This is a genomic window from Solibacillus palustris (assembly GCF_022549215.1).
GTDB lineage: Bacteria > Bacillota > Bacilli > Bacillales_A > Planococcaceae > Solibacillus > Solibacillus daqui.
This window is the reverse complement of record NZ_JAKZFC010000004.1, coordinates 226,342-251,264: the sequence shown is the minus strand read 5'-3', so window position 1 is coordinate 251,264 and position 24,923 is coordinate 226,342. Positions and strand designations below refer to the sequence as shown.

Annotated in this window: 22 protein-coding genes, 1 pseudogene and 1 riboswitch; of the genes and pseudogenes, 14 read left to right on the top strand and 9 right to left on the bottom strand. The window is 36.4% G+C overall.

Features of this window, described 5'->3' with window-relative positions:
- The first annotated feature begins 67 nt into the window (after positions 1-67).
- The 3 genes and pseudogenes from LZ480_RS12525 to LZ480_RS20100 all read left to right on the top strand — a co-directional run.
- The gene (locus tag LZ480_RS12525; RefSeq protein ID WP_241369779.1) at positions 68-328 is read left to right on the top strand and encodes a helix-turn-helix domain-containing protein; all 261 of its coding nucleotides are present in this window, start codon (positions 68-70) and stop codon (positions 326-328) included.
- On the top strand, positions 249-467 hold the full coding sequence (locus LZ480_RS12520; RefSeq protein ID WP_241369778.1) for a DUF3955 domain-containing protein: 219 nt from the start codon (positions 249-251) through the stop codon (positions 465-467). The genes LZ480_RS12525 and LZ480_RS12520 overlap by 80 nt, the downstream gene beginning before the upstream one ends.
- A gap of 439 nt (positions 468-906) precedes the next feature.
- Positions 907-1,047 (top strand): annotated as a pseudogene (locus LZ480_RS20100) (RusA family crossover junction endodeoxyribonuclease); the annotation flags it as partial.
- Between the two features lie 143 nt (positions 1,048-1,190).
- Here LZ480_RS20100 and LZ480_RS12515 read toward each other — a convergent pair.
- Positions 1,191-1,415 carry a hypothetical protein gene (locus tag LZ480_RS12515; RefSeq protein ID WP_241369777.1) on the bottom strand — a complete coding sequence of 75 codons (225 nt, stop codon included), beginning with the start codon at positions 1,413-1,415 and terminating at the stop codon, positions 1,191-1,193.
- Positions 1,416-1,857: 442 nt separating this feature from the next.
- Here LZ480_RS12515 and LZ480_RS12510 point away from each other — a divergent pair, with 442 nt between their 5' ends.
- The 7 genes from LZ480_RS12510 to metA all read left to right on the top strand — a co-directional run bounded on the left by LZ480_RS12510 (position 1,858) and on the right by metA (position 11,373).
- Positions 1,858-2,007, top strand: coding sequence for a hypothetical protein (locus LZ480_RS12510; RefSeq protein ID WP_241369776.1), 150 nt, complete (start codon positions 1,858-1,860; stop codon positions 2,005-2,007).
- A gap of 239 nt (positions 2,008-2,246) precedes the next feature.
- The gene (locus LZ480_RS12505; RefSeq protein ID WP_241369775.1) at positions 2,247-3,164 is read left to right on the top strand and encodes a Kiwa anti-phage protein KwaB-like domain-containing protein; all 918 of its coding nucleotides are present in this window, start codon (positions 2,247-2,249) and stop codon (positions 3,162-3,164) included.
- Between the two features lie 20 nt (positions 3,165-3,184).
- Positions 3,185-3,730 (top strand): hypothetical protein, encoded by a 546-nt coding sequence (locus LZ480_RS12500; protein WP_241369774.1) that lies wholly within the window; start codon positions 3,185-3,187, stop codon positions 3,728-3,730.
- Positions 3,731-4,900: 1,170 nt separating this feature from the next.
- On the top strand, positions 4,901-5,320 hold the full coding sequence (locus LZ480_RS12495; protein ID WP_241369773.1) for an acyl-CoA thioesterase: 420 nt from the start codon (positions 4,901-4,903) through the stop codon (positions 5,318-5,320).
- Between the two features lie 108 nt (positions 5,321-5,428).
- Positions 5,429-9,175 (top strand): AAA domain-containing protein, encoded by a 3,747-nt coding sequence (locus LZ480_RS12490; protein ID WP_241369772.1) that lies wholly within the window; start codon positions 5,429-5,431, stop codon positions 9,173-9,175.
- 257 nt (positions 9,176-9,432) lie between these two features.
- Positions 9,433-10,173, top strand: coding sequence for a nucleoside-diphosphate sugar epimerase (locus tag LZ480_RS12485; protein ID WP_241369771.1), 741 nt, complete (start codon positions 9,433-9,435; stop codon positions 10,171-10,173).
- A gap of 60 nt (positions 10,174-10,233) precedes the next feature.
- Positions 10,234-10,341: riboswitch (SAM riboswitch) on the top strand.
- A 90-nt stretch (positions 10,342-10,431) separates the two neighbouring features.
- On the top strand, positions 10,432-11,373 hold the full coding sequence (gene metA / locus LZ480_RS12480) for a homoserine O-acetyltransferase MetA (RefSeq protein WP_241369770.1): 942 nt from the start codon (positions 10,432-10,434) through the stop codon (positions 11,371-11,373).
- 401 nt (positions 11,374-11,774) lie between these two features.
- Here metA and LZ480_RS12475 read toward each other — a convergent pair whose 3' ends face one another.
- The 4 genes from LZ480_RS12475 to plsY all read right to left on the bottom strand — a co-directional run bounded on the left by LZ480_RS12475 (position 11,775) and on the right by plsY (position 14,487).
- Positions 11,775-12,545 (bottom strand): ABC transporter ATP-binding protein, encoded by a 771-nt coding sequence (locus tag LZ480_RS12475; RefSeq protein WP_241369769.1) that lies wholly within the window; start codon positions 12,543-12,545, stop codon positions 11,775-11,777.
- A 220-nt stretch (positions 12,546-12,765) separates the two neighbouring features.
- Positions 12,766-13,419: a YczE/YyaS/YitT family protein gene (locus tag LZ480_RS12470; RefSeq protein WP_408641616.1), complete on the bottom strand. Its 654-nt coding sequence runs from the start codon at positions 13,417-13,419 to the stop codon at positions 12,766-12,768.
- 72 nt (positions 13,420-13,491) lie between these two features.
- Complete coding sequence (locus LZ480_RS12465) at positions 13,492-13,782, bottom strand: HesB/YadR/YfhF family protein (protein WP_241369767.1); 291 nt, start codon at positions 13,780-13,782, stop codon at positions 13,492-13,494.
- 102 nt (positions 13,783-13,884) lie between these two features.
- The gene (plsY, locus tag LZ480_RS12460; protein ID WP_241369766.1) at positions 13,885-14,487 is read right to left on the bottom strand and encodes a glycerol-3-phosphate 1-O-acyltransferase PlsY; all 603 of its coding nucleotides are present in this window, start codon (positions 14,485-14,487) and stop codon (positions 13,885-13,887) included.
- A 423-nt stretch (positions 14,488-14,910) separates the two neighbouring features.
- On the opposite strand from plsY, the gene parE reads away from it, so the two are divergent.
- From parE to LZ480_RS12440, 4 genes are all read left to right on the top strand, one after another.
- A complete protein-coding gene (parE, locus tag LZ480_RS12455; RefSeq protein ID WP_241369765.1) occupies positions 14,911-16,887 on the top strand; it encodes a DNA topoisomerase IV subunit B in 1,977 nt (658 codons plus the stop codon).
- Positions 16,884-19,313 carry a DNA topoisomerase IV subunit A gene (gene parC / locus LZ480_RS12450; RefSeq protein ID WP_241369764.1) on the top strand — a complete coding sequence of 810 codons (2,430 nt, stop codon included), beginning with the start codon at positions 16,884-16,886 and terminating at the stop codon, positions 19,311-19,313. Before parE ends, parC begins: the two co-directional genes overlap by 4 nt.
- A gap of 396 nt (positions 19,314-19,709) precedes the next feature.
- Entirely contained in the window at positions 19,710-20,234 is a 525-nt protein-coding gene (locus LZ480_RS12445) for a sigma-70 family RNA polymerase sigma factor (RefSeq protein WP_241369763.1), read from the top strand.
- Positions 20,227-20,913: a DUF3600 domain-containing protein gene (locus tag LZ480_RS12440; RefSeq protein ID WP_241369762.1), complete on the top strand. Its 687-nt coding sequence runs from the start codon at positions 20,227-20,229 to the stop codon at positions 20,911-20,913. The genes LZ480_RS12445 and LZ480_RS12440 overlap by 8 nt, the downstream gene beginning before the upstream one ends.
- Before the next feature lie 334 nt (positions 20,914-21,247).
- Here the strand turns inward: LZ480_RS12440 and LZ480_RS12435 are convergent, their stop codons facing one another.
- The 4 genes from LZ480_RS12435 to LZ480_RS12420 form a co-directional block, all read right to left on the bottom strand.
- A complete protein-coding gene (locus tag LZ480_RS12435; protein ID WP_241369761.1) occupies positions 21,248-21,757 on the bottom strand; it encodes a hypothetical protein in 510 nt (169 codons plus the stop codon).
- Between the two features lie 376 nt (positions 21,758-22,133).
- Positions 22,134-22,610, bottom strand: coding sequence for a hypothetical protein (locus LZ480_RS12430; RefSeq protein ID WP_241369760.1), 477 nt, complete (start codon positions 22,608-22,610; stop codon positions 22,134-22,136).
- Positions 22,611-22,728: 118 nt separating this feature from the next.
- On the bottom strand, positions 22,729-24,273 hold the full coding sequence (locus tag LZ480_RS12425; protein ID WP_241369759.1) for a solute symporter family protein: 1,545 nt from the start codon (positions 24,271-24,273) through the stop codon (positions 22,729-22,731).
- A complete protein-coding gene (locus LZ480_RS12420; RefSeq protein WP_241369758.1) occupies positions 24,270-24,596 on the bottom strand; it encodes a DUF485 domain-containing protein in 327 nt (108 codons plus the stop codon). Before LZ480_RS12420 ends, LZ480_RS12425 begins: the two co-directional genes overlap by 4 nt.
- Positions 24,597-24,923: the final 327 nt, after the last annotated feature.

Here is a 24,923-nt window from a genome sequence, read left to right as displayed (position 1 = left end):
TATTTAGTAAGCAAAGTAAGTGAGATAAAACAAGATAATGAACTAACGATATAAGGTGCAATTAATTATGGTGATAATTGTAAATCCCGACGTCTTGTTAGCCAAAAGAAAAATGAGTGTTACAGAATTATCGGAACATCTATGTATAACAATAGCTAACGTTTCTATATTGAAAAATGACAAGGCGAAAACTGTTAAATTTTCAACTTTGGAAAAAAAAATAAAAAATAAATGGAGGAAAATATATAATGAAAAAATATCTAATTGCTTCTACACCGATTCTAATAGGGGTTATTTGTTTTATTGTGAGCACTGTAATTGGAAGTAGCATAGCAGAAGATGGTACTTTAGTGGAACCGGCATTCTTTTTAATTCCAATAGGCTTCTTAATGTTTTTCATTGGAATTATCTCTTTAGTTTGCATAGCGATAATCTCTGCGTTTAAAAAAACACAAATTTTTAATTAAAAGATATGATTGACCGTAACATCATGAGAAAAAAATGATTTTTGAATTAAAATTAGATTGTCTGTCAACTCTCTACTTTTAGTAAAAAATATTTCTTTTAGGTTCAGGTGCCAATTAATTTGGAGCCTGTTCTTTTTTATTTCCAAAAATAACTGGTTTGTGCAATGATTCAATTTACAATACCTGGTGCTACACAAGCGCAGGAACGACTACCCTTTAGTCGCGTTGGTAGGGGTGTCAAAACACACGATGCCCCGAAGTCTCGTGCTTATAAAGAGTTGGTCAAGATCGTAGCATGGGGGAGAATAAACCACAGGAGCCATTACAAGGCGCGTTATAGCTAGAGGTAGATGTTTATCTAGTTCCACCGAAAAAGTACCACACAAAGCCAAAACTGGCGCTTATCGCAAGTGGTGAATAACGTCCAAAGACAAAGCCTGATACGGATAAATTAGTTAAGGGCATTAAAGATGGCATGTCAAAAATTATCTGGGTGGATGATGAACAAATTGTGGGGCTGGTGGTGCGTAAATTTTACGCGATGCAGCCGAGGGCAGAGGTTAAAGTGGAGGAGATTTGATGCGGAAGAAAATTCGAATTTTGATTACGTATTTATTTTTGGATCGGTTAATTAAATTAATTACTAAGCATTTGAAACAAAATGTGAAGTAAGTGGAATAAAAAGACGTGAGCAAAAAATCCCTCTATAAAAGAGGGGTGGTATTAATATAGTTGTCGGTGGTCCTGGCAAGGTGGAAATCCATTTATATCTTGAATCATATGAAAATCATATTGCTTCAAGGCGAATTGTGCTTGATATAAATATTCAATGACAAGAAGTTTTCCATTGGATGTACCACATAATACCCCGGAAGTTCCTTGGCCATTTATTAATGAAATTCCAACAGGTTGACCAATTAAATAACCAATTTTTTGATGCCACGGCATCGTCATCACCCCTTCAAATACATAATATTAACTATGTATTTAGCAAGTGCCTGTCTGGCTTTAGAAAAATAAGATTAATGCACAACTTCAGGATCGTTATTACTTCTTTGCGAGGTAAAAATAACAGCATAGTAAGGGGGAGGGGGTGTATTTGCAAATAACATATTGATTAACTCCAATACAATTTATATTAAAAATAATACCAAATTCTTTAATCAACATTTCGTCAAAAAGGAAGTTTAAACATTCATGTTGCTGAATATTCTGAAAATATTGCACGGGAAATAAATGTAAAAAAACCTGAGCATCCACTCAAGTCAGAAAAACGAACATTTTGGATGCGAGTCTACACTATTCAAACAATTACAACTGAATAATGATTTTGTGTGAGAGTGCCGTTTATGAATGCGGCACTCTTTTTCTTTTGGAAAGGAATGAGCGGATGAATTATGTATTACAATGTGAGGATTGTAAGCGACCAGCGCAGTTGATTAGTGTGACGAAAGCTGAAAAGAGCACACATACAGAAGTGAAGAAGGAATATGAAAAGACGTGTTCTTATGGTGGTGAGATTCATGTGGAGTTGGAGTGATACTTTGAACAGTAAGCATTATTGATCCTCTTTGGAATATGCTAAAAATCACAAAAGATTTAGTTATATTAAGGAAGTAGTAAGAAATTATTTTTTAGACGGACTTTTTTCTTGAATTTCTAGAAAAGGAGAAATAATATCGATATAGAACAAGTGTTCTGATTGATAATATGATTGAAGTAATCATATACTGTATAATTTTAGTGTTAAAATCATATAGCTAAAGGGGGATTACAAAGTTGAATATCGATATTATTAATAGCAAGCTTATAGAACTGTTAATAAGTAATACACCAAAATTAAACTTGTTTATAATTGAAAAGATTAAAACTGATGATGCATTGGATTATTTTGCACATAAACTATCTTTAAGTCGTTCTTTACAAAAAGAAATAGTTGAGATTGTTCAACCGACGATTAATAAATTGATTGAAAAAGAACAAATTGAATACAACGAAAACGGCCGACCAAATGGGGTCGTAGAATACTGTGAACAGTCCTATGTAGGAATAACGTTTAATAATTTATTAAATAGTTTGAATGAACCTGGTGAGAATGTAAATGACGATGTTAAGAAAGATATTTATTGTATAAAAATAGAAATAGAAACAGGGAAGTACTGTTATCTAATTAATCGTATTCCACAATTTAAAAAATTTTCAAAGGGTCTTTGGGGAACATTGGCGGACTCTACTTTTAGAAAAGTTTCTGATTCATTTATTGGAATTGAACCGAATTTTGACTTACTTATTTATGAAAACGAAATTCTTATTATTAATAATGTATCCATGCAAAGGATTTTTGATTTAAAAACAAAATATATTCAAAATGCTAGTACTGTCTTAAATTCTTTTGAAGAAACACATAAAATAGAAGGTTTTGATCAATTTAAAGTTGATAGCATTGAAGATGGAAATATAGTAAAGCGGATTTCAAGACTAATGACAAAACCCGAAAGGATGACGAGATTTGTTGAAAACTTCATAAAGGTAGAAGAAATTATTACAGAATTTGATTTGAATATTGAATTGAACGATGATAAAACCAAAATAAAATATACAGATAAAAAACAATTAAATGATATTGTAAAGTTACTTAACGATGCGTATTATAAAACCGTATTAAGTGGTGAAAAAGGAAGAGATGATTTAAGGTAATTGTGGAAGGGGAGGGGAAATTGACAAATTTATTTAAAATGTTTCTTTTTATTTCGTCATATTCGCCCTTATACTTGATAGTGGCACTTTCAATACTACCCTATAAAAATTTTGATATAAATTCGATTATTCAGGATAAGGTTGATCTGACGGTTTATATAATTTTAATTGTATTATTTATACTGTCATTTTTACCATTGGTGTATATAAATAAATGTGAATGTAACGATGATATCGTTAGTAAAAGGGTTTCAAGAAAAAACGAAGAGACTTTAAGTTATTTAGTTACATATATAGTACCGTTATTGGCTATAAAGATGGAAGAAATAAGCACGCTGATAACAAATGCTATTTTGTTTACTTTAATTGGTTTTTTATATGTGAAATCAAACATGCTTCATATCAACATAACTTTTTTATTGTTTGGTTGGAATATATACGAGGACGAACTCGGAAGGATTATAATTTCTAAAGAAAATCCAGATTATTTTATTAGAATGGAAAGAGGAAACAAGGAATTAGCTGTAAAGCAACTAGGTATCAATATTTATTTACACAGAAAATAATATAGATTTTTTTCAAACATCCCTAGGGGTGTTTTTTATTTTCACTATGCAACTAGCATAATGGGGTGTTTACAAAACAAACAAATGTTGGAGGTGTGGTTAGAAGATATGGCTAAACCTAGAAATCCTAAGGGTGATGAGCACTTAATTCTTTCGCAGTTAAGAGAGGGTGCGTACTATTGAAGGCAGAAAAGTGTTATAGAATTGCCTTATATTTACGATAAAATGGAAATAAGGGGTGGGAGAGATTAGCCCTTCCAACACGAAACGGATTAAGGCAAAATTAAAATTGAATCCGGTGCATTACCGAACTCAGTTTACCCAAGCTGCCTAGATGAAATAACCGTGTCTAACTTTTAGCGGTCACATTACAGATGCATACCAAATTGTTTTAGTAGCAAATAGTCATCAGCAAATGGAGAAAAGGGGTTTCCTTCAAGTATTTATGATTACTTAAATGGAGATCTTGAAGAAATTTCGGAAGGACTTTCAGCAAACTTGACAAAATATTAGAAAAATTATATTAGAGTGAAACAGACTATACAAATACTAAATTGTAGAAATAAAAAATTACTATGAAAGGGGAATTTAAATCATGACTGCTGATCTCGAAATGATAGAAAAAAATAAATTTATTAAATATATTGTTTTTTCATACCTTGTATTTATTGGAGCGCTAATATTCCCAATTAACCTATCCAATTTTTTCCCATTAGTGATACTAACTGTTATGAGTTACTTTTTCGTAAGTTATGTTTTCGTCGCATTCTATAAGTATCGCCCTTTATTAGTTCTAGTTTTAACATTTATTATTAATCTAATTGGGTTACTTGTTAGGATTATTTTGGAGTGGGGGGAGTTCTCACTGATGCAAGAACTGAATGCAATTAATTTGGTTATATTTTTAATTATTTGCCCAATCGTAGTTATACTATTTTATACTTCTATACAACGCTCTTTATTAACCAAAATGATTAAAAACTAATGTGTTCTTTCGTAAAGAGCTTTAGGTAGACTTTAATATGTACCATGTATCCTTTGTAAAAGTCATAACTTGTTGAAGCTGCTGTCTGTATTTTGCTGGCGGTAAAAGCTATACAAAAAAGTTTTCACCAAAAATCATTACATACCAACGTTTTTCACGCTATAATACCCCTAGAGGTGAAAGAAATGTTTATTTCAGAAACAACAGTAGATGTACGATATGCCGAGACAGATCAGATGGGTGTTGTGTATCATGCCAATTATTTAATTTGGTGCGAGCTAGGGCGTACGAAAATTGTGAAGGATTTGGGTTTTGATTATGCAAAACTTGAAGATGATGGCTTTTTATCGCCGGTAATGGATTTTTCAATTCAATACAAGGCGGCAATGCGTTACGGTCAAACAGCAACAGTTCGTACGTGGATTGAAGAACACACAAATTTACGTACTACATATGGCTATGAAATTTCACATGAAGATGGCACAGTTGCGGTTACAGCGAAATCGGTTCATATTTTAGTGAAAAAAGAAAATTTCCGTCCAGTAGCATTAAAGAAAATAGACCCAGATTGGGATGCCAAATACGCAGAAGTTGCAAAATTTTAGTATGATCAAACATGTCCTGTTTTAAATAAACAGGGCATTTTTCCTTTATAGAAACTTGTAAAGTTGTTATAATAAACGTTATGACTAAAACAACGAGGAGGTGTGTTCATGGCACCGAAAATAATCGCCACAGTGCAAACCAGATGTCACATTTTACTTACAAATACCGCGCGTGAAGCGATGAAGGAGCATGTTCCAGATGAACACGCCTTTTTTAATTTACAGCAATATTTCATTGTTGCAATTGAAAAAGTTTCCGTTGAAGATGAGCAACTACACGTAACAATTTATTTCGACAATGATAAAAACTTAAAACTAAAAAACAAATTTGATGAACGTGTTGTCATAATGGACTGCGTTTTTGATAAAAAAAATGGACTTGTTGCAAAAAGCTTCCGTACTCGTGGTAAAGGCACACCTGTTGTCACAAATCGTCGTGCTACGATGAAACTACATTTTGTTGCATCACGCATTAGTGGTCATACATACAATGAATCTTTTATGAAAGTTCTAGATGAGTTACCAATTGCACAGGAACGTTTTGACTATGTAAATAAACGTATTTCGAGCTGGGAAGGGTATTTAAAAGTGTTAAATAAAAACGCGGATATAGAAGATATTCATGCGCGTTTTTCTAATGTCACTTATGATGCTGACTTTAGCCATGCGACATTTCGTATTTCGACATTAGACAATAAGCAATGGAAGCAGTTAGATGGATTGAGTGCTCGTTTGCGCGGCTATATTCAAGAAATCGGCGATGTAGCGAAAGTTCGCCGCAATGAAAATACAGTCGAAATTGCATTGAAGCCGTTTTATAGTAATTTAGCACGTAGAAATGAATTACAATTCCAATCGGAAGACATTGAATTTTCAAATGCAGCAACGAAATCGCAGTTAAAGCGATTATTGAAAGGTTTTGAGCGTTTAAAAGAAGGCTTAGCTGCAAATGCCAATTTAGAAACGATATTATTTGAAGACAAGCCAACCATTGCCGATCGGAAATCAACCATTCCACTTGATTTTCATAATCGACTGAATGAATATCAGCAGCAGGCAGTTGAAGGTGCAATGAGCGCTGAGGATTTATATGTGATTCAAGGCCCACCAGGTACTGGGAAAACTACCGTGATTTCAGAAATTTGCTATCAAAATGCTAAGGCTGGTTTGAAGACGCTTGTCGCCTCGCAGTCCAACTTAGCAGTTGATAACGCACTAAGTCGTCTCCTATCAAATAAAGACATTCGCATTTTACGTTATGGTCGAACGGAAAGTATTGAAGAAGAAGGCAAGAAATTCATCGAGGAAAATGTAGCGAGTTATTGGCAACAGCAAACATTTGAGGCAATAGGTCACGAAATCTCATTACACACGCAAAAAGAGCAATTATTATTCGCCGAGATTGATGAAAAAACAACAGAAATTACAGCACTAGAACAAGAACAAACAGCGCTACAACAGCAAATCGAGCAAAAAGAAGCCGCTAAAGCCGAGCTTCATGTGTTAGCCGAAAAAATTAACGCGTTAAAAAAAGAGCTCACAGCATGTAAAAAAGAGCTAGAAGAGAATGAACGCAAGCTAGAAAAGCTACAGCAAACACATCTATCTGTTGCGGAAGCAGTAAGTAATTTTGAACAGCAGCGAACGGACAGCTTAACATTGGCGCAATTAGATGAAAAAGAACAGCAATTAACTGAACAACAAATCGAAATGAAGCTGCATATTGAGCAAAGTCAGCTCCGTGCTCAAATTGAACAATTCCAATCTCGGAAACAAACAGTGATGGTAAAAATTGAGCGTGCAAATGAAACAGCAAATGTTGATCCACTTATTGAAAAAATAGCTTCACTTAAAAAGGTGTATGAAATTGAAGAATTTATGCAGCAGTATGATATACGCCGAAATTATGCGATGGACCGATTACTGACAGCGCTCGACCGCATTCAGCCGCAAATGGAACAATACAAGCCGATTAAAGACGTAATAGAACGACTAGAAAAGGCGTTAAAATATAGTGAGACCGCGCTAGGTATTCATGTTAATGCCGAGAAGTTAGCGATGAATCACCATTATTCATTAGACGAGGTACAGGAATTTTTATCGAAGCTAAGCCGAGCATTTGCTGAACGTAAAGTCAATGTGCAAAATGGTGCGCGTTCGATACAGGGCATTCATTTACGTATGCAATACATGGAACAGCTAAACGAAAAATATATGGACGCTATTCGTGAAACCGTGCTTATTTTTGAAAAGCTAAAAGAAGAAATCATTTTACAATTTAAAGAGCAAAATGACGTGAAGGTGGAGCTATTAACAAAGTTACAAACTGAAGCGACAACGTATGACAATCAATTGCAAGCGCTAAAAGATCGCATCAACGGTTCAATCGACATTACGCAAACGTTGGCACAATTACAAGAAACGTTGGCATCAAATGAACTTGAGCAAGTGAAAGTGGAAACGCAGCGCCAAAACCGCGAAAAGCTTGATACTCAATTTGCAAAAAAATCACAAGAACTTTCTGTGCTCAACGAACAAATTGCACTCGGTACAACAACAGTCGAAGAGATGACAACTCGTTTTAAACATTTCAATAGTGATGGCGTACAACATGAAAAACGTCGCGCAGAATTGGAGCAATTAACAAAATCCAATCCAGAGCAAGCGATTCTCGAAGTAAATGCACAAATCGAACGTTTACAAGAAATGATTGCCACATTGCAAGTGAAAATCGACTTATTACCTGTAACAGCAGAGCTACAAAATGAATGGCATGGTTTATTAAACGAAGCAAACGAGCATGATTTAGACGAAATTCGCAAGCTGTATGTAAAACATGCAAATGTGATTGGTACAACATGTGTAGCGTCTGCCAATAAAGAGTTCATGGATAATTATCCAACATTTGATGTAGTTATTATTGATGAAGTGTCAAAAGCAACGCCACCTGAACTACTCTTACCAATGCTAAAAGGGGCAAAAATTATCCTAGTAGGAGATCATCATCAGCTACCACCACTTGTCGGTGATGCTACATTTGAGGAAACATTAGAGCAAGTCGTGAAGGAAAGTACGACATTTGAAGAAAAACGAGAGCTTGAAAAGTTACTTGAAGAATCATTATTTGAGCGATTATATAATAACTTACCGCAGCAAAACAAAACGATGTTAGCGTTACAATATCGTATGCATGCGAATATTATGGAAACCATTACTCCATTTTACGAGCAGGAATCTGAACGCTTGCAATGCGGTTTAGATGATTCCGATGCAGTACGTGATCATTATTTATCGACTCCAAAAATTTCACGCCATCATCATTTACTATGGCTCGATATTGCGAATGAGCAGGCAAACTTTGAACAACGTATGAAAGAAGGTTCGAGTTTATATAATGAAGCTGAGCTAGCTCAAATTAAAGCGCAGTTAATCGAAATAAATGATGCTACTGCACAAGCGAAGGCAGACGGTTTAATCGCACCAGATGCATGTAAATCAGTTGGTGTAATCTCATTCTACGCTGAACAAGTAAAGCGAGTTAATCGATTAATTGAGCAGGAGCTTCATGTGCCACATTTACACATTCGAACAGGTTCTGTCGATAAGTTCCAAGGAATGGAGATGGATGTAATACTCGTTAGTATGGTGAGGAATCATGAAAATGAGCGCGGTGATATCGGATTCGCGAAGGATTATCGTCGTTTAAATGTTGCATTATCGCGCGCGCGTGAACTACTTATTATGATTGGTAGTAGTAAAATGTTTACCGAGCGCCCGAAAGCTGAAAAAGTACGTACAATGTATGGGCATGTATTAGATACCGTAAAGCAGCAAAACGGATATTACGCGGTTTAACTTGCTTCAGAAGAGGGTGAAGCAGATGAACTCAGGCTAAGAACACCGCGTCGTGCGGCAACGCCTGAGTGACCAACATCGTGTTGGCCCAACCCCCCGGCGGATGTCACAGATTTTTAGAGGGGATTTTAAATAGGAAGTCAGCCTAACGACGTCACATCGTGTGACAACGGCTGACTGACCCACGACCTGTGGCCCCAAGCTCAAAAAAAATCTAGACGCAATTACGCCTCGGCGTAATTGATAAGGAGTAACCTATGGATTTACAAAGCTTAACAGATAAATTGCAGCAACAAATTTTGCAGCAAAAGGATGTATCGATAGAAAAGCAAATGATCTTTTCCATTCCAGTGCATACACTTGAAGTCATTTACCACCCTGTCATGCGTAATGCGATGGATATTTTGATGAAGATGATGCTGATTTCATTAAACAAAGCAAGGCTTACAAATGCAGAGCTTTTAGCGGATATTTTACTTGTAGAACCGCTATTTATTCATGATTTAACGAATAAAATGCTGAGCCTAGGTATGATTAAAAAAGAAGAGGCTTTCTCACTAACTGCTAAAGGTGAGGCACAATTAGCAAGTGGTATTTTTGAAGAGGAGCTTGATGAAACAAGCTATTTTGTACAATATAGCCCCTTGCATGAAGCCATTTTAGAGGGAGATTTAGAGCAATTTGAAGAATTGGAGCAGTTTCCGGAAGTATTTCCGACAATAGATTCTGAAGAGATTGAAGAAATGGATGAAGCTATACTGGTACAGTATATTCAACAACAATTATCAGAGCAGCCTTTAGCTGAAGGTGAAGTGCCATCATCGATTTCAAGTGTTGTGAGTTCATTATCTGTACAAATTAATGATGTGCCGGTCATTTGCTTTATGGCACATAACGATGCGGAAAATCAACAGTTTGCCCGTGTGTATAATACGCTAACGGGTGAGTGGGATGCAAAGCTAGAAGCATTATTGTTTGAGTTTGAAAAGGCAATATAATTATTATTAGAATTATTGCATAATTTATCTTAACATGGTACACTTATGACAATTTCATATGCCTTATCAAGAGAAACGGAGGGACTTGGCCCTTTGATGTTTCAGCAACCTCTAACATGGTTAGAAAGGTGCTAATTCCAGCAAGGGACTTCCCTTGGCAGATAAGTTCGGTTTAAAAGCCCCTCCTTTCTGTTTACGCTGGAAATGAGGGGCTTTTTGATTTGTGTAAAATGGAGAAAAAACTAGGGGGAACAAGCGATGCCAATTAATATTCCAAAAAGTTTACCGGCTGGTGAGCTATTAAGACAAGAGAAAATTTTCGTGATGGAAGAGGACCGTGCGAAAACACAACAAATCCGACCATTAAATATTTTGGTGTTTAACTTAATGCCTGAAAAAGAGAAAACGGAGCTACAGTTATTACGTTTACTAGGGAATACGCCACTTCAAGTTGATGTTACATTTTTAAATACGGCTACCTATGAATCGAAAAATGTGTCAAAATCGCATTTGGATACATTTTATCAAACATTTGATGAAATTAAGCACCGTCGCTATGATGGATTAATTATCACAGGGGCGCCGGTTGAAAAAATGGAATTTGAAGAAGTTGGCTATTGGCAAGAGATTACGAAGGTAATGGATTGGGCAGATAAAAATGTAACATCGATTATGTACATCTGTTGGGGCGCACAAGCAGCGTTATACCACCACTTTGGCATTGGTAAGTTTGAACTTCCGAAAAAATGTTCGGGTGTTTATTCTCATGTTATCACCGATTTAACAGTTGATTTAGTGCGAGGTTTTAGTGATGAATATGTAGCACCGCATTCACGACATACGACTGTGTCTATTGATGAAGTAAGAGCGCATCCTGATTTACGCTTACTTAGCTATTCAGATGATGCTGGGGTATTTATTGCGCAATCGAAAAATAATAAGCATATTATGATTACAGGGCATCTTGAATATGATGCGACGACGCTATCTGACGAATATTTCCGCGATATTGCAAAGGATCCAGAAAATACGGAAGTTCCGGTTAATTACTTCCCAAGTAATGACCCACAACAAGCACCTAAAAATGTTTGGCGTGCGCACTCGCATTTATTATTTTACAATTGGTTAAATTACTACGTTTATCAAGAAACACCGTATGATTGGCATTTTGTAGATGAGCAAATTGAGTTTCACATTTAACTTGCTTCAGCATTCATCCTGCACTTCTATAATAGGGGGATGAATTACAAGGATATCCTATATTAAGTGGGGTTCAAACTCTGGCTTAATAGATGAACTTATGCTAAGTGCGCCGCATCGTGCGGCAAAGCCTAAGTGACCAACATCGTGTTGGCCCAAAGCCTATGGCAGATGTCACAGATTTTTAGAGGGATTTTTAAGAGGAAGTCAGCCTAACGACGTCACATCGTGTGACAACGGCTGACTGACCCACATCCTGTGGCCCCAAGCTCAATAAAATCTGGACGCACTTACGCCGAGGCGTAAGTGATATATCTAATTCGCAGCTCAGACGAATTGAAATGGACGCAAGATGGGTACATACTCATTCAATTCGTTTGAGTACGTTTTTAATTATTCGCTTATTTCACCGCAACCCAAGCGCGGTCACGTTCGATTTGTAGGCTTACTTCGCGACCGAAAAAGTCGCTTAATACTGGCGTGGTTAAAATTTGTTCACGCGTACCAGCAGCGACATCTTTACCATCTTTCATCAATAAAACATGATTAAAGCAGGGCAATATTTCTTCTACATGATGTGTTACATAGATCAACGTTGTGCAGTTGTCACGACCTGCAATTTGTTCGATTGTTTGTAGTAAATTTTCTCGCTCAATGATATCTAAGCCACCACAAGGTTCATCTAAAATTAGGATTTCAGGATCGGACATGATTGCGCGTGAAATCTGAACCCGTTGACGTTCACCTTGTGATAAATATTCGAATGTTTTATTCGCCAAGTGATCACAGTTAAAATGCTTCATAATCCGCACTGCTTCTTCAATTTCCGCTTCACTAACTTCCTCAAATAAGCGTAATGCGCCAAATTTGCCGCTTAAAACAATTTCAATGGCATTATCCTGCCAGTTTAAATTATCAATCATTGCATTGCTTACCCAACCAATTCGACGACGTAGCTTCGGAATATATGACTCGCCATAGGTTTCGCCTAATACTTGTACTTTGCCTTCGTTTGGCCAGATATAGCCATTAATGACCTTTAATAAAGTCGTTTTGCCAGAGCCATTTAAGCCTAAAATTGCCCAATGCTGATTTTTTTCGACATGCCAATTCAATTGATGTAATATACGCTTTTCATTACGGTAAAGTTCTATGTTTTCGATATGTATCATATGAATACACCTCCAATATAACTATGCACCTTTTTGATTGAAACGAAAAGTATTTTTTGAATTTTCTTGTTATTTATGCAAATGATGGTAACCGTTAAGCGAATAGAAAAAGGCTAGCATGAATTTAGTGATACACTGCATTCAAGCTAGCCAGTTAAAAAATATATTAGCGCTAATTTTAAGGAATCACTTACACATCAAGTTACAATCCCTAAATTTATTATAAAACAGCACTTTCCATACCAGAAGCACGGAAAAATAGTTTTTCATTTAATCGTAATGCCCATTGAACAACAGGCCCTAAACCAAATGCCATAAAGACGGTACCTACACCAACAGGACCACCTAATAAAAAACCAATAACTGCAACTGAAACTTCCATCGTTGTCCGCGCACGGTTAACAGTCCAGCCGAAGCGACGGACAAGTAGTAACATCAATGTGTCACGTGGGCCAATCCCTAAATTTGCGACCATATACATCCCACAACCAAAGCCTAATAGAACAATGCCAATGACAAATGCCAATGTTTGTTCAAATAGATTATGTAGATCAGGTAGTGTGTACAAAAAGATATCGACAAAAATCCCAGCTAAAAACATATCTAAATATGTTCCGATTTTCGGTAATCGTTTAGTGAAAATTGCATCAATCGCTAAAATGGTTAGACCTATAATAATCGACCATGTTCCTACGGTTAAGCCTAAGTTCTTCTGTAAGCCAATGTGAAGCACGTCCCAAGAGCCAACACCTAGAATTTGCCCCTTAATTGTTAATGCGATGCCAAGTGATAAAATAATAATGCCGGTAATAAAAAATACGCAGCGCCAATAAAAACCCTGTTTTACATTCAATTGTAATCCCTCATTGTTCATAAAATTCGACTTGTTTATTATAACGAGTCAAAATGCCAAAACAGGGATTACAATATATTTAAAAAATTTAAACTATTTTTCATAGGTATAACTTAGTTCATCGGTATTCGTATCAACATTTACAATTAAATGATGCTCATTGAAAAACCATTCATCTGCCTTTTCAATATAAAAATGAATGCTGTCTACCACTGTTTCAACAGCAATTTCATGTGGTTGTTCGCGATTCATCCCAAGTGAAAACCCCTCGTGAAATGGAGAAGAGCCTCCGTATCGTGCATAAAAGCGAATATAATCTCCAGATTCTGCTTCCATTTCTTGCTTGAACCAACCGATTGCTTCTTTTGATAGTTTAATTTCCATATGATTCACCTCAAAATTCTTTTTGGCGTAAAACTTCCAGTGCACATTCATTATAACGATAAAAAAAGCATGCTGAAAGTTTTTACACTTCCAGCACGCTATTTAAAAGCCTTTAATTTTTGGTTCAGTACCATTTTTGATTCGTTTAATGTTCTCACGATGGCGGTAGAAAATAAAGCTAGCCAAAAATGAGATTAAAATAAATAAGGCAAAGTTTCCCGTTACAATCCAGAAAATAGTAACATAAATCATCGCAGCCGTTGCGGTAATCATTGAAGTTAAGCTTACCATTTTTGTTGTTTTTAATGAGATTAAAAATACAGCTAATAACACTAAAAATAAAGGTAAGTTATAGCCCAAAATAACACCTGCACTTGTTGCGACTGCTTTACCGCCACGGAACTTTGCGAAAATAGGGAACATATGGCCCGCTACTGCAATAATCCCTAAAGTAAGAGGATGCACCGTGCTATCTGCGAATAATGGTAATAGTGGCAATAGAACAGCAGCTGTCCCTTTTAAAATATCAATCAGCATGACAGCAATACCAGGTTTCTTACCTAATACGCGAAATGTATTTGTCGTTCCTAAGTTACCACTGCCTTGCTGGCGAATGTCTGTTTTGTAAAAAATTTTGCCGATCCATAAAGCCGATGGAATCGAACCGATTAAATAAGCACAAATAATAATAAAAGCGTTAAACAAGAGTTGTGCTCCTTTCGAAATTCAGAATTATTAGTTGGTACTAATAGTATGTAATGAATATTCTACACCGTTTTCAATTAGAAGAAAAGAAGAAATAAAAAATGGAATTGAGTGATAATATGTATATGGCTATAACATTCAGTGAAAAAAATAAATATGCAATTGATAATATAACGTATTGAAAAGTAATACAACATTTTTTATTTATCTATGTCAATTTACCGAATCCAACGAAATTTACAGGAAAATAGTTACATTTAGAGAAAAAGTATTAGAGGATATGCTTTTAAAGGGACATTTTTGATGATACAATTAGTCTTTGCAAAGACTAAAAAACCGCTCCAAACATTGACAGAGTGCGATTTTGGCGGTACGATTAGATAGAAATAGAACGTTTGTTTGTATTTTTGGAGGGGATTACATTTGGTAAAAAACCAAACGGGTGTTTCTTATAATGAAGATGCCATTCAAGTATTAGAAGGTTTAGAAGCCGTACGAAAACGACCAGGGATGTATATTGGTTCCACGGATAGCCGAGGTCTTCACCACTTAGTTTATGAAATTGTAGATAATGCTGTGGATGAAGCACTTGCTGGATTTGGGAATCATATCATCGTGAAAATTCATGAAGATAATAGTATTAGTGTACGTGATCACGGTCGCGGTATGCCTACGGGGATGCATAAAATGGGTAAGCCGACGCCTGAAATTATTTTCACCGTGCTGCATGCCGGTGGTAAATTTGGTCAGGGAGGCTATAAAACAAGTGGCGGGTTACATGGTGTAGGTTCATCGGTCGTAAATGCCCTGTCTACGTTTTTAGAAGTAACGATTCATCGTGATGGACAAATATATAAACAACGTTTCGAAAACGGTGGAAAGCCTGCTACTTCGTTAGATATTATCGGAAAAACAAAAGAAAATGGTACATTAGTGCATTTCTTACCAGATCCAACGATTTTTTCAGTAACGAAATATAATTATGATACATTAGCAGAGCGTTTACGTGAGTCTGCATTTTTATTAAAAGGCTTAAAAATTGAGCTTATTGATGAGCGCGGTGAAGGTAAGCACGAGATTTTCCATTACGAAAGCGGTATCGAAGCATTCGTCACGTATTTAAACGAAGAAAAAGATGTATTGCATCCAGTTAAATATGTTGAGGGTGATTTGCAAGAAATAGAGGTTGAATTTGCGTTCCAGTTTAACGATGGGTATTCTGAAACGATTTTGTCATTCGTAAATAACGTGCGTACGCGAGATGGTGGTACCCATGAAACAGGTGCTAAAGCAGCTATGACACGTGTATTTAACGATTATGCACGAAAAATAGGCTTGCTAAAAGAAAAAGATAAAAACTTAGAAGGCGCTGATATTCGCGAAGGCTTAACTGCGATTATTTCCGTTCGAATTCCAGAGCATTTATTACAATTCGAAGGGCAAACGAAGGGTAAGCTAGGTACTTCAGAAGCGCGTTCAGCGGTAGATACCGTTGTTTCGGAAAAGCTCATGTATGTACTGGAAGAAAACGCTGAATTATCATCTTCTCTTGTTCGTAAAGCAATACGTGCACAACAAGTTCGTGAAGCAGCGCGCAAAGCACGTGATGATGCACGAAACGGCAAAAAGAAAAAATCGAGCACGTTATTGTCAGGAAAATTAACGCCTGCACAATCAAAAAATGCAGCGAAAAACGAGCTCTATTTAGTAGAGGGTGACTCTGCCGGTGGTTCGGCTAAGCAAGGGCGTGACCGTACGTTCCAAGCGATTTTACCATTGCGCGGAAAAGTTATTAACACGGAAAAAGCAAAGCTCCAAGACATTATGAAAAACGAAGAGATTTCGACGATTATTCATACAATCGGTGCTGGTGTTGGAGCGGATTTTACAGTAGAGGATACGGCATATGACAAAGTCGTGATTATGACCGATGCCGATACGGATGGTGCGCATATCCAGGTGTTACTATTAACATTCTTCTATCGTTACATGCGACCATTAATCGAGGCCGGTAAAGTATATATCGCGTTACCACCTCTATATAAAGTGTCAAAAGGTTCTGGTAAAAAGCAAGAACTTGTATATGCTTGGACTGAAAATGAACTAGATGCAGCGATTAAAAAAATCGGTAAAGGCTATATCATCCAACGCTATAAAGGTCTTGGTGAAATGAACGCCGACCAATTATGGGACACAACGATGAATCCAGAAACTCGTACGTTAATTCGTGTAAAAATCGAAGACGGAGCACGTGCAGAACGCCGTGTGACAACGTTAATGGGTGATAAGGTAGAGCCGCGCCGTAAATGGATTGAATCAAATGTCAACTTCGGCATGGAAGAGGATGCAAGCATTTTAGAAAATGAATTCATCCAGCATGAGGAGGGTAGTGACAAATGAGCTCTGTAGAAAAATTTCAAGACTTACCATTAGAAGAAGTCATGGGTGACCGTTTTGGTCGCTATTCAAAATATATTATCCAAGACCGTGCGTTACCAGATACACGTGACGGGTTAAAGCCAGTTCAACGCCGCATATTATTTGCGATGTTTAACGAAGGCAACACGAATGACAAGCCGTTCCGTAAATCAGCCAAAACAGTTGGTAACGTTATCGGTAACTACCATCCACACGGAGATTCATCGGTATATGAAGCGATGGTGCGTATGAGTCAGGACTGGAAAACGCGTCATATGTTAGTCGAAATGCACGGAAATAACGGTTCGGTTGATGGTGACCCACCAGCTGCGATGCGTTATACGGAAGCTCGGTTATCATCCATTGCAGGCGAGCTATTACGTGATTTAAACAAGGATACAGTTGATTTTGTGCCAAACTTTGATGATCAGGACATGGAGCCAACTGTATTACCATCACGTTTTCCAAACCTTTTAGTAAACGGGGCAACAGGGATTTCTGCTGGTTATGCGACGGATATTCCACCACATAACTTAGACGAAGCGCTTGATGCGGTGCTAATGCGATTAGATAATACAAACTGTACGGTTGACGAGCTGATGACGGTTATTAAGGGGCCAGATTTCCCGACAGGTGGGATTATTCAGGGGATTGACGGGATTAAAAAAGCTTACGAAACAGGAAAAGGCAAAATTATTGTGCGCTCTCGTACCGAAATTGAGCAGTTAAAGGGCAATAAAGAGCAAATCGTCATTACCGAAATTCCGTTTGAAGTGAATAAAGCCAATATGATTCGTAAAATGGACGAGTTACGTGTTAGTGACCGCCGATTAGATGGCATTTCTGAAATTCGAGATGAATCAGACCGCGAAGGACTACGTATTGTTATTGAATTGAAAAAAGACGTACAAGCACAGGGAATTCTCCATTTCTTATTAAAATCAACGGACTTACAAGTATCGTACAACTTTAATATGATTGCGATCCATAATCGTCGTCCAATGATGATGACTTTACCGTTGATGCTTGATGCCTATATCGACCACCAAAAGGAAATAGTGCGCCGTCGTACAGCATTTGATTTAAAACGTGCCAAGGACCGTTTACATATTGTCGAAGGGCTAATGAAGGCATTATCGATTTTAGATCAAGTCATTGAAACCATTCGTGCGTCAAAAGACAAACGCGATGCCAAAAATAATATTATCGATAAATTTGGCTTTACAGAGGTGCAAGCTGAAGCAATTGTGAGCTTACAACTGTACCGCTTAACAAATACCGATATTACACAACTTCAGGAAGAGCAAGATGAACTGAACAAGCAAATTGTGAAGTTTACTGCGATTTTAGAGGATGAGAAGAAATTGATTCGTGTTATTAAATCGGAGCTTGCCGACATTAAAAAACGTTTTGCATTACCACGTGTTTCTACAATTGAAGCAGAAATTGAAGAAATTAAAATTACACGTGATGTGTTAGTACCAAGTGAAGAAGTTGTTGTAACGGTGACAAAAGATGGCTATGTCAAACGTACAAGCCTGCGCTCACATAACGCGTCAAATGGTAAAGATTTTGCAATGAAGGAATCTGATTATCTCTTATACGAAGCGCATTCCAATACGCAGCATCACTTACTGCTATTTACAAATCGAGGCAATTATATTTATCAGCCGGTGCATGAATTACCGGATATTCGTTGGAAAGATTTAGGCCAGCATATTTCAAGTATTGTGCCGCTCGAGCAAAACGAAGTAATCATTGAAGTCATAGGCATTGAAACGTTTGAACAAAAAGATGTTTATGTATTTACTGCAACTAAAGATGGTCAAATAAAGCGTTCAGCGCTAGCAGATTACGTTGTAACTCGTTATTCGAAGCCAATTAAGACGATGAACCTAAAAGGCGATGACGAGATGATTTTCGCCCAACTTGTGAAGGAAAATGAAGAAGTATTATTATCTACGAATACAAGCTATACTATTCGCTTCCCGATGGATGATTTACCTGTTACTGGTGTGAGAACTGCCGGTGTGAAAGGGATGGTTATTAAAGAAGGCGAACAGTTGGCTGGTGTAGTTATTTTAAACCCTGAACAAGATCAAGAGTTAATAATCGTGACCCAGCGCGGTGCTGTAAAACGCATGCTTGTTGGTGAAATTGAAATAGGTAACCGTGCGAAACGCGGCGTTGTGATTTTAAAAGAGTTAAAAACTAATCCACATCGCATTTACACGATTTTAGTTGTCAACTTTAGAAATACGATTACAATCGAAACAGAAAAAGGTGTACAAGAATCCATTGCTGTGACGAATTTAACGCGTGCTGACCGTTATTCAAATGGCTCGTTACGTATTGATACTGATGGTGACGGTGCCATTATCCGCGCATTTGTGGAGAAAATGGAGTAACATATAGAAAATTATTAAAGTTGAAGAACTTTTAAGATGTCGCTATGCCATTAGGTGGCTATGTCCTAAAATTGATAAAGCAAACAATCACTGATATATCAACGATTGTTTGCTTTTCTTTTGTCTCCAATTCTCCGCAAGTAAAGAATTTTCTTATACAATTAAGTAAGGGGTGATCAATTTACCTTTTTAAAGCATTATTTCGCATCAGAACCAATATATCAAATGGGGATTATTCTCTACTACTAAATACAATTATGTGTTATTTTTACAAAGCCTACATTCATTATTAAACCTAACACATTGAAATACATAAAAATTTTTAAAAAAATTTAAGCCAAATTACCTTCCCGTTTGTCTAATAGATGTACAACCAAAACGAAAGGAGGAATTAAGATGAAACTTGAACGTTTAGTAAAGAAAGCACAAAAAGGAAATGATAAAGCTTATTTAATGCTTTTCCAGCAGTACGAAGCAGATATTTATCGAATGGCCTATGTTTATGTAAAAAATAAAGAAGATGCATTAGATCTTGTTCAAGAAGTGGCCTATCAGTCTTTTAAGAAAATCCGTACATTGGAAAACCCAGAATATTTCAAGACATGGCTTATGAAAATTACGATCAATTGTGCACTGAACTTAATCAATAAAAATAAAAAGATCATCCCACTAAATGTAGACTTTGAAGTGTTTACAGGGTCAGAAGATAAAGATGTTGCACTTACATTGTCTTTACATAAGCTGATTGATACTTTGAAAGAGGATGAGAAGAGTGTAATTTTACTAAAATATTACGATGATCGTACATTAAAGGAAATTTCAGAGATATTAGATATCCCACTAGGAACCGCAAAGTCAGTGTTATACCGCGCTTTAGATAAACTTCGCCAAAATTTAAAGGAGGTAGATAACTATGCATAACCATCTTAAGGAAGAGTTATCAAACATCGAAATCCCTGTGGAGATTCATGAAAGAAGTAAGCGGGGCATTACGAAAGCAAAATCTGAAATGGGAGGCAAAATGAATCGTTTTTTTAAAAAACGATTGGCTATAGCGGTAATTTCGGCTTGTTTAATGGTTCCAACCGGTGTATTTGCTTATCAAGCGTTATTGGCCGATGATTTATATGGTTCTTTTGATAATCTCAAAAAACATGTGGCAAGTTTAACTATGGAGAGCTACTTATTATTTGACGCAAAACTGAATCAAGCAAAAGGCGATCTAAGTAAAGAAGAGTTTAAGCAATTTAAAGAGTTATTAAATGTATTTACAAGTGCGAAACTTGAATATGGTGATAGCAATGGAAATATAGATTATTCTCAAGTCCCTGCAGAATCATTAGAAAAAATTAAAGTAGCTATGTACGAAATTCAAGCATACTTTGATAAATTAAATGGACTCCCATCAAGCCAAGAGGTTTTAACAGCTGAAGAATTTGAAAAATATATTCAAGCCCTTATGACCTATGAATCAATTATGGCAAAAGCAGGAGTATCAAGTGTTCCTGAGATCGGGGTAATTCCTACAGAGCTTCAAGAGGAATTCTCTGAAGCGCAACAATACTTAATTTATGTGAATGAAAAACAAATTGGAAACTGAATGATTGATGGAAGACAGCTCAACTTAAAATAAATCACAAGAATCCGTTTTGACAAAACATTAGTCAAAGTGGATTCTTTTTCATTGGGTTTAAATTCACTAAAAAATCCGGGTCATTTTCTACCTATATTGTGCCAAAAATGTAGTTTTTTGGATAAAGTTTGATATAAAGTAAGTTGCAAATGCTGATTTTATACAGAAAGAAACCAACTGTTTTGAAACAAAGTTTGATTAAAACAGTTGGTTCTTTCTTTATTTTGGTCATAATAATTGATTATTTCGGGATGTGAATTTTCAATTATAGCACCCCGTTATCTTAATATGGAGAATAGGATTAATATTGTGCGTTTAGGCGACTTTTAACTTGTTTGACCATTTCATGTTTTTCATCATGCATAGCTTCATAATAGTCGTTAGTATCTTTTAAATCCATAGTGATAAAAAGAGTTGCCCGCAGTGCCTGATGTAAATCAGCAACATCTTCTTCTGAAAGGGAAGAATCCATTATATAACGATGGATATAATTCAGGATATCATACATTCGACTTCTCCATTCGTGATGCACCACATACCCACTAAAAATCAGGCTCGTTGTGTTATCCAGTTCAGCGAAAAGCTCGTATAAATAATCTTTGTCTTCAACCGCATCGGTTAAGGGTTGACTGAAATTCCATTCTAAAAGTTCATCAACTGTATTCCTCAGTAATGAGTTTGCATAAAAGTATTGATTGCTTATTTCTCTTTCCATTTGGTTTACTTGTTCTTTTGCCGAATAGGTCCACCAAATAAGTCCACATAAAGCTGTCAGAACTAAGACCCTTCCAAGGTTTTTCAACCCACCCATCTCCATCACTCTCCAAGATTTTATATACTTGTATTTTGGAAGAGATAAATTTAATAAAGTATGCCCACGTTGATCATTACAAGTATCTCTATAGTGATATTATCATAAATTTCCAATAAAAACCCCACCGCTAAAAATCTATAGAGGTAAGATGTTTTTAATCAAAATTTATTATAAAAGATCAAACTTATTAATAAGGCTACAACTAACGTGCCCGTAAAGACAAATAGTGTGCTTCAGTATAGGGGACTTTGTGAAGGACTTGAATCGACATTGAAAAAGTCGTAATTCAGGAGTTAGCCAATATATTAGAGCGCTTATTCATATTAGGCTATGAAGAAAAGGGACGAGAACTAACCCACTATTTACGCACGACCTATCTGCGAAAAACGGCGTTACATGACGTATTAAATGATTTATAGCATAAAAAACCGAGCAAGAGCGTATATCCCGCTTTTACTCGGTTCTTTTGGTTTGTTAATTGTCGCACATAATCCCATTTTGCCTCAGATGATAGCACAATATTATTTTGCTTAATCGCGCCGAGTTCAAAGCTCGAACGATCCTCTGAAATGATAAATTGAAAAATCAGTTGCTGCTTACCGTGTGTACCTGTGAATTGTACGACATGCTCACCTTTACGCGCGGTAAAGTATTCCCAATAGGTCAGTTCATAATAATCGGCAAAGACATCACCAATGATTTTTCCTTCTGTAAGGGGGAGTTGCTGCGCTTTTATAAAGCCAATATATGGCGAGTCGGTTTCAATTTCTGAAGCTGTTAGTACATAGCCAACAATACAGCCCATAATGACAACGCAAATCAATACACGAACATGCTGTCCAAAAGTCAACCTGATCACTTCCTTCATCTAAAAAGAATAGGGGAGAGAACGCTTTTAAATGGATAAAAAAATCAGCCTCTAACAGTTGTTAGAAGCTGATATAGTTTGTCCAAAAAATTGGAGGTTCTTAGTGAGAAACGTCTTGAACTGAGATACCTGTTTGCGCTTTTACTTCAACTTCACGGTATTTCGCTTCGTCAGTTTCTTTCGATAACAATGTACCGATAAATCCACCTAGGAAACCAAGTGGAACTGAGATAATCGCTGGGTTTGTTAACATAATTAATGGCTCACCAACGAAAATTGCTTTACCTGCCTCTGGGTTCCAAACGTTTGGAGAAATTGCTACTAAAACTAATGCAGAAATTAAACCAGTTAACATTGCAGTTACTGCACCATTTGTGTTGAATTTTTTCCAGTAAATTGTGTAGATAATTACTGGTAAGTTTGCAGAACCTGCGATACAGAATGCTAAAGATACTAAAAATGCAACGTTTAATGTTTGTGCACCTAATGCTAATAAAATAGATATTACAGAGATAATGATAGAACCGATACGAGCAGCCTTAACCGCTTCTTTTTCAGTGATTTTACCTTTTTTAATGATTTGACCATAAATGTCATGTGATAATGCTGATGCACCTGAAAGTACTAAACCAGCTACTACCGCTAAGATTGTCGCGAATGCTACAGCACACACGAATGAGAATAAAATGTCGCCACCAAGTGCTTTTGCAAGAAGTGGAGCAGCCATGTTACCAGCAGGGTTAGCGGCAACAATTGCTTCTTTACCTACGAATGCCGCAGCACCGAATCCTAAGAAGATTGTTAATACGTAAAACAGACCAACAATCCAAGTAGCCCAAATTACTGAAGAACGAGCTGTTTGCGCATCTTTTACTGTGAAGAAACGCATTAAGATGTGCGGAAGACCCGCTGTACCAAGTACTAACGCGATAAGCACTGAGATTGTATCAATACCGTTCGAGTAACGTAAACCTGGATTTAAGTATGCTGCGCCATGCTCAGTTTCCGTCGCCATTTGCGTGAACATGGTCGCGATAGAGAAGTCGAATTTTGCTAATACTAAGAATGAAATAATAACTGTACCAACCATTAATAAACAAGCTTTAATAATTTGTACCCAAGATGTTGCAGTCATACCACCGAATAATACGTAAATAGTCATCATGACACCAACTAGAAGAACGGCCATCCAATATTCAATACCTAATAATAATTGGATTAAAGCACCTGCACCTACTAATTGTGCAATCATGTAGAATAATACGATTGTAATTGTAGATAATGCCGCTGTACCACGAACTTTTGCTTTGTCGAAACGAGCAGTGATCATATCTGCTAAAGTGAAACGACCTAAGTTACGTAATGGCTCAGCAACGATGTAAAGAACTACTAAATAGGCTACTAAGTAACCGATAGAGAAGAAGAATCCATCGAAACCGAATAATGCGATTGAACCAGCGATCCCTAAGAATGAAGCTGCTGATAAGTAGTCACCCGCGATAGCTAGTCCATTTTGCCAACCAGTTAAACCTCCACCAGCTGTATAGAAATCAGATGCACTTGATGTACGTTTAGATGCCCACCAAGTAATAATTAATGTTAAACCTACGATTGCTACGAAGAAGGATATAGCTGTGAAACTCATTTCGCACGACCTCCTTCATACTCTGCAATAATATCTTTTGCATCTGAGTCGTATTTGTTTGCTTTTGAAACGTAGAAGTGAGCTAAGCCCCAAGTCATAATAAATAACCCAGCTGAATAAACCCAAACCCAAGTGATATCCCCAATTGCTTTTTGGTGAAGAATGTCTGTGTATGACGTTAAAATCGGTAATAACATATAAAGTGCTAGGAAAATAAATGTCATAGTCCACAGAAATGAATTTTTCTTTTTCGCTAGCTGCTTGAAAGAAGGCTGTGAAGCAATTTTGTCATAATCAATGACTGGTTTTTTGTTTTTTTCCATAAACATACCCCCAATTGTGTTTATTTTTTCTACTTTATGTGTGCAAAATTCTCTTTCAAGGATTTTACATTTTCATTCTATTTTAGCTGTAACAAAATTGCAATACTTTTTCTGAAAATTATGCAAATAAATTTTTTGTAAATATAAGTTTAAGAGAGAAAATATAGTGCATTAACAACTAAAAAAACGCTATTTTTATGTTATATATCAGCGGTAAGCCTTGATATATCAACTTTTTCGGAATTATCGGGAGAGAACATTTTTGCTTTTACGAGAAATTTTAGTACAGAATTATTATTCAAATTTTGTCACAATAATAAATTTAAT

Coding starts and splice junctions, on each gene's coding strand:
- LZ480_RS12425 (WP_241369759.1), bottom strand. CDS start 24,273: ATGAGTTTCACAGCTATATCCTTCTTCGTAGCAATCGTAGGTTTAACA.
- LZ480_RS12440 (WP_241369762.1), top strand. CDS start 20,227: ATGCATAACCATCTTAAGGAAGAGTTATCAAACATCGAAATCCCTGTG.
- LZ480_RS12495 (WP_241369773.1), top strand. CDS start 4,901: ATGTTTATTTCAGAAACAACAGTAGATGTACGATATGCCGAGACAGAT.
- LZ480_RS12465 (WP_241369767.1), bottom strand. CDS start 13,782: ATGGAAATTAAACTATCAAAAGAAGCAATCGGTTGGTTCAAGCAAGAA.
- LZ480_RS12485 (WP_241369771.1), top strand. CDS start 9,433: ATGGATTTACAAAGCTTAACAGATAAATTGCAGCAACAAATTTTGCAG.
- LZ480_RS12420 (WP_241369758.1), bottom strand. CDS start 24,596: ATGGAAAAAAACAAAAAACCAGTCATTGATTATGACAAAATTGCTTCA.
- metA (WP_241369770.1), top strand. CDS start 10,432: ATGCCAATTAATATTCCAAAAAGTTTACCGGCTGGTGAGCTATTAAGA.
- LZ480_RS12510 (WP_241369776.1), top strand. CDS start 1,858: ATGAATTATGTATTACAATGTGAGGATTGTAAGCGACCAGCGCAGTTG.
- LZ480_RS12475 (WP_241369769.1), bottom strand. CDS start 12,545: ATGATACATATCGAAAACATAGAACTTTACCGTAATGAAAAGCGTATA.
- LZ480_RS12525 (WP_241369779.1), top strand. CDS start 68: ATGGTGATAATTGTAAATCCCGACGTCTTGTTAGCCAAAAGAAAAATG.
- parC (WP_241369764.1), top strand. CDS start 16,884: ATGAGCTCTGTAGAAAAATTTCAAGACTTACCATTAGAAGAAGTCATG.
- LZ480_RS12435 (WP_241369761.1), bottom strand. CDS start 21,757: ATGGGTGGGTTGAAAAACCTTGGAAGGGTCTTAGTTCTGACAGCTTTA.
- LZ480_RS12520 (WP_241369778.1), top strand. CDS start 249: ATGAAAAAATATCTAATTGCTTCTACACCGATTCTAATAGGGGTTATT.
- LZ480_RS12490 (WP_241369772.1), top strand. CDS start 5,429: ATGGCACCGAAAATAATCGCCACAGTGCAAACCAGATGTCACATTTTA.
- LZ480_RS12515 (WP_241369777.1), bottom strand. CDS start 1,415: ATGCCGTGGCATCAAAAAATTGGTTATTTAATTGGTCAACCTGTTGGA.
- LZ480_RS12445 (WP_241369763.1), top strand. CDS start 19,710: ATGAAACTTGAACGTTTAGTAAAGAAAGCACAAAAAGGAAATGATAAA.
- LZ480_RS12470 (WP_408641616.1), bottom strand. CDS start 13,419: ATGAACAATGAGGGATTACAATTGAATGTAAAACAGGGTTTTTATTGG.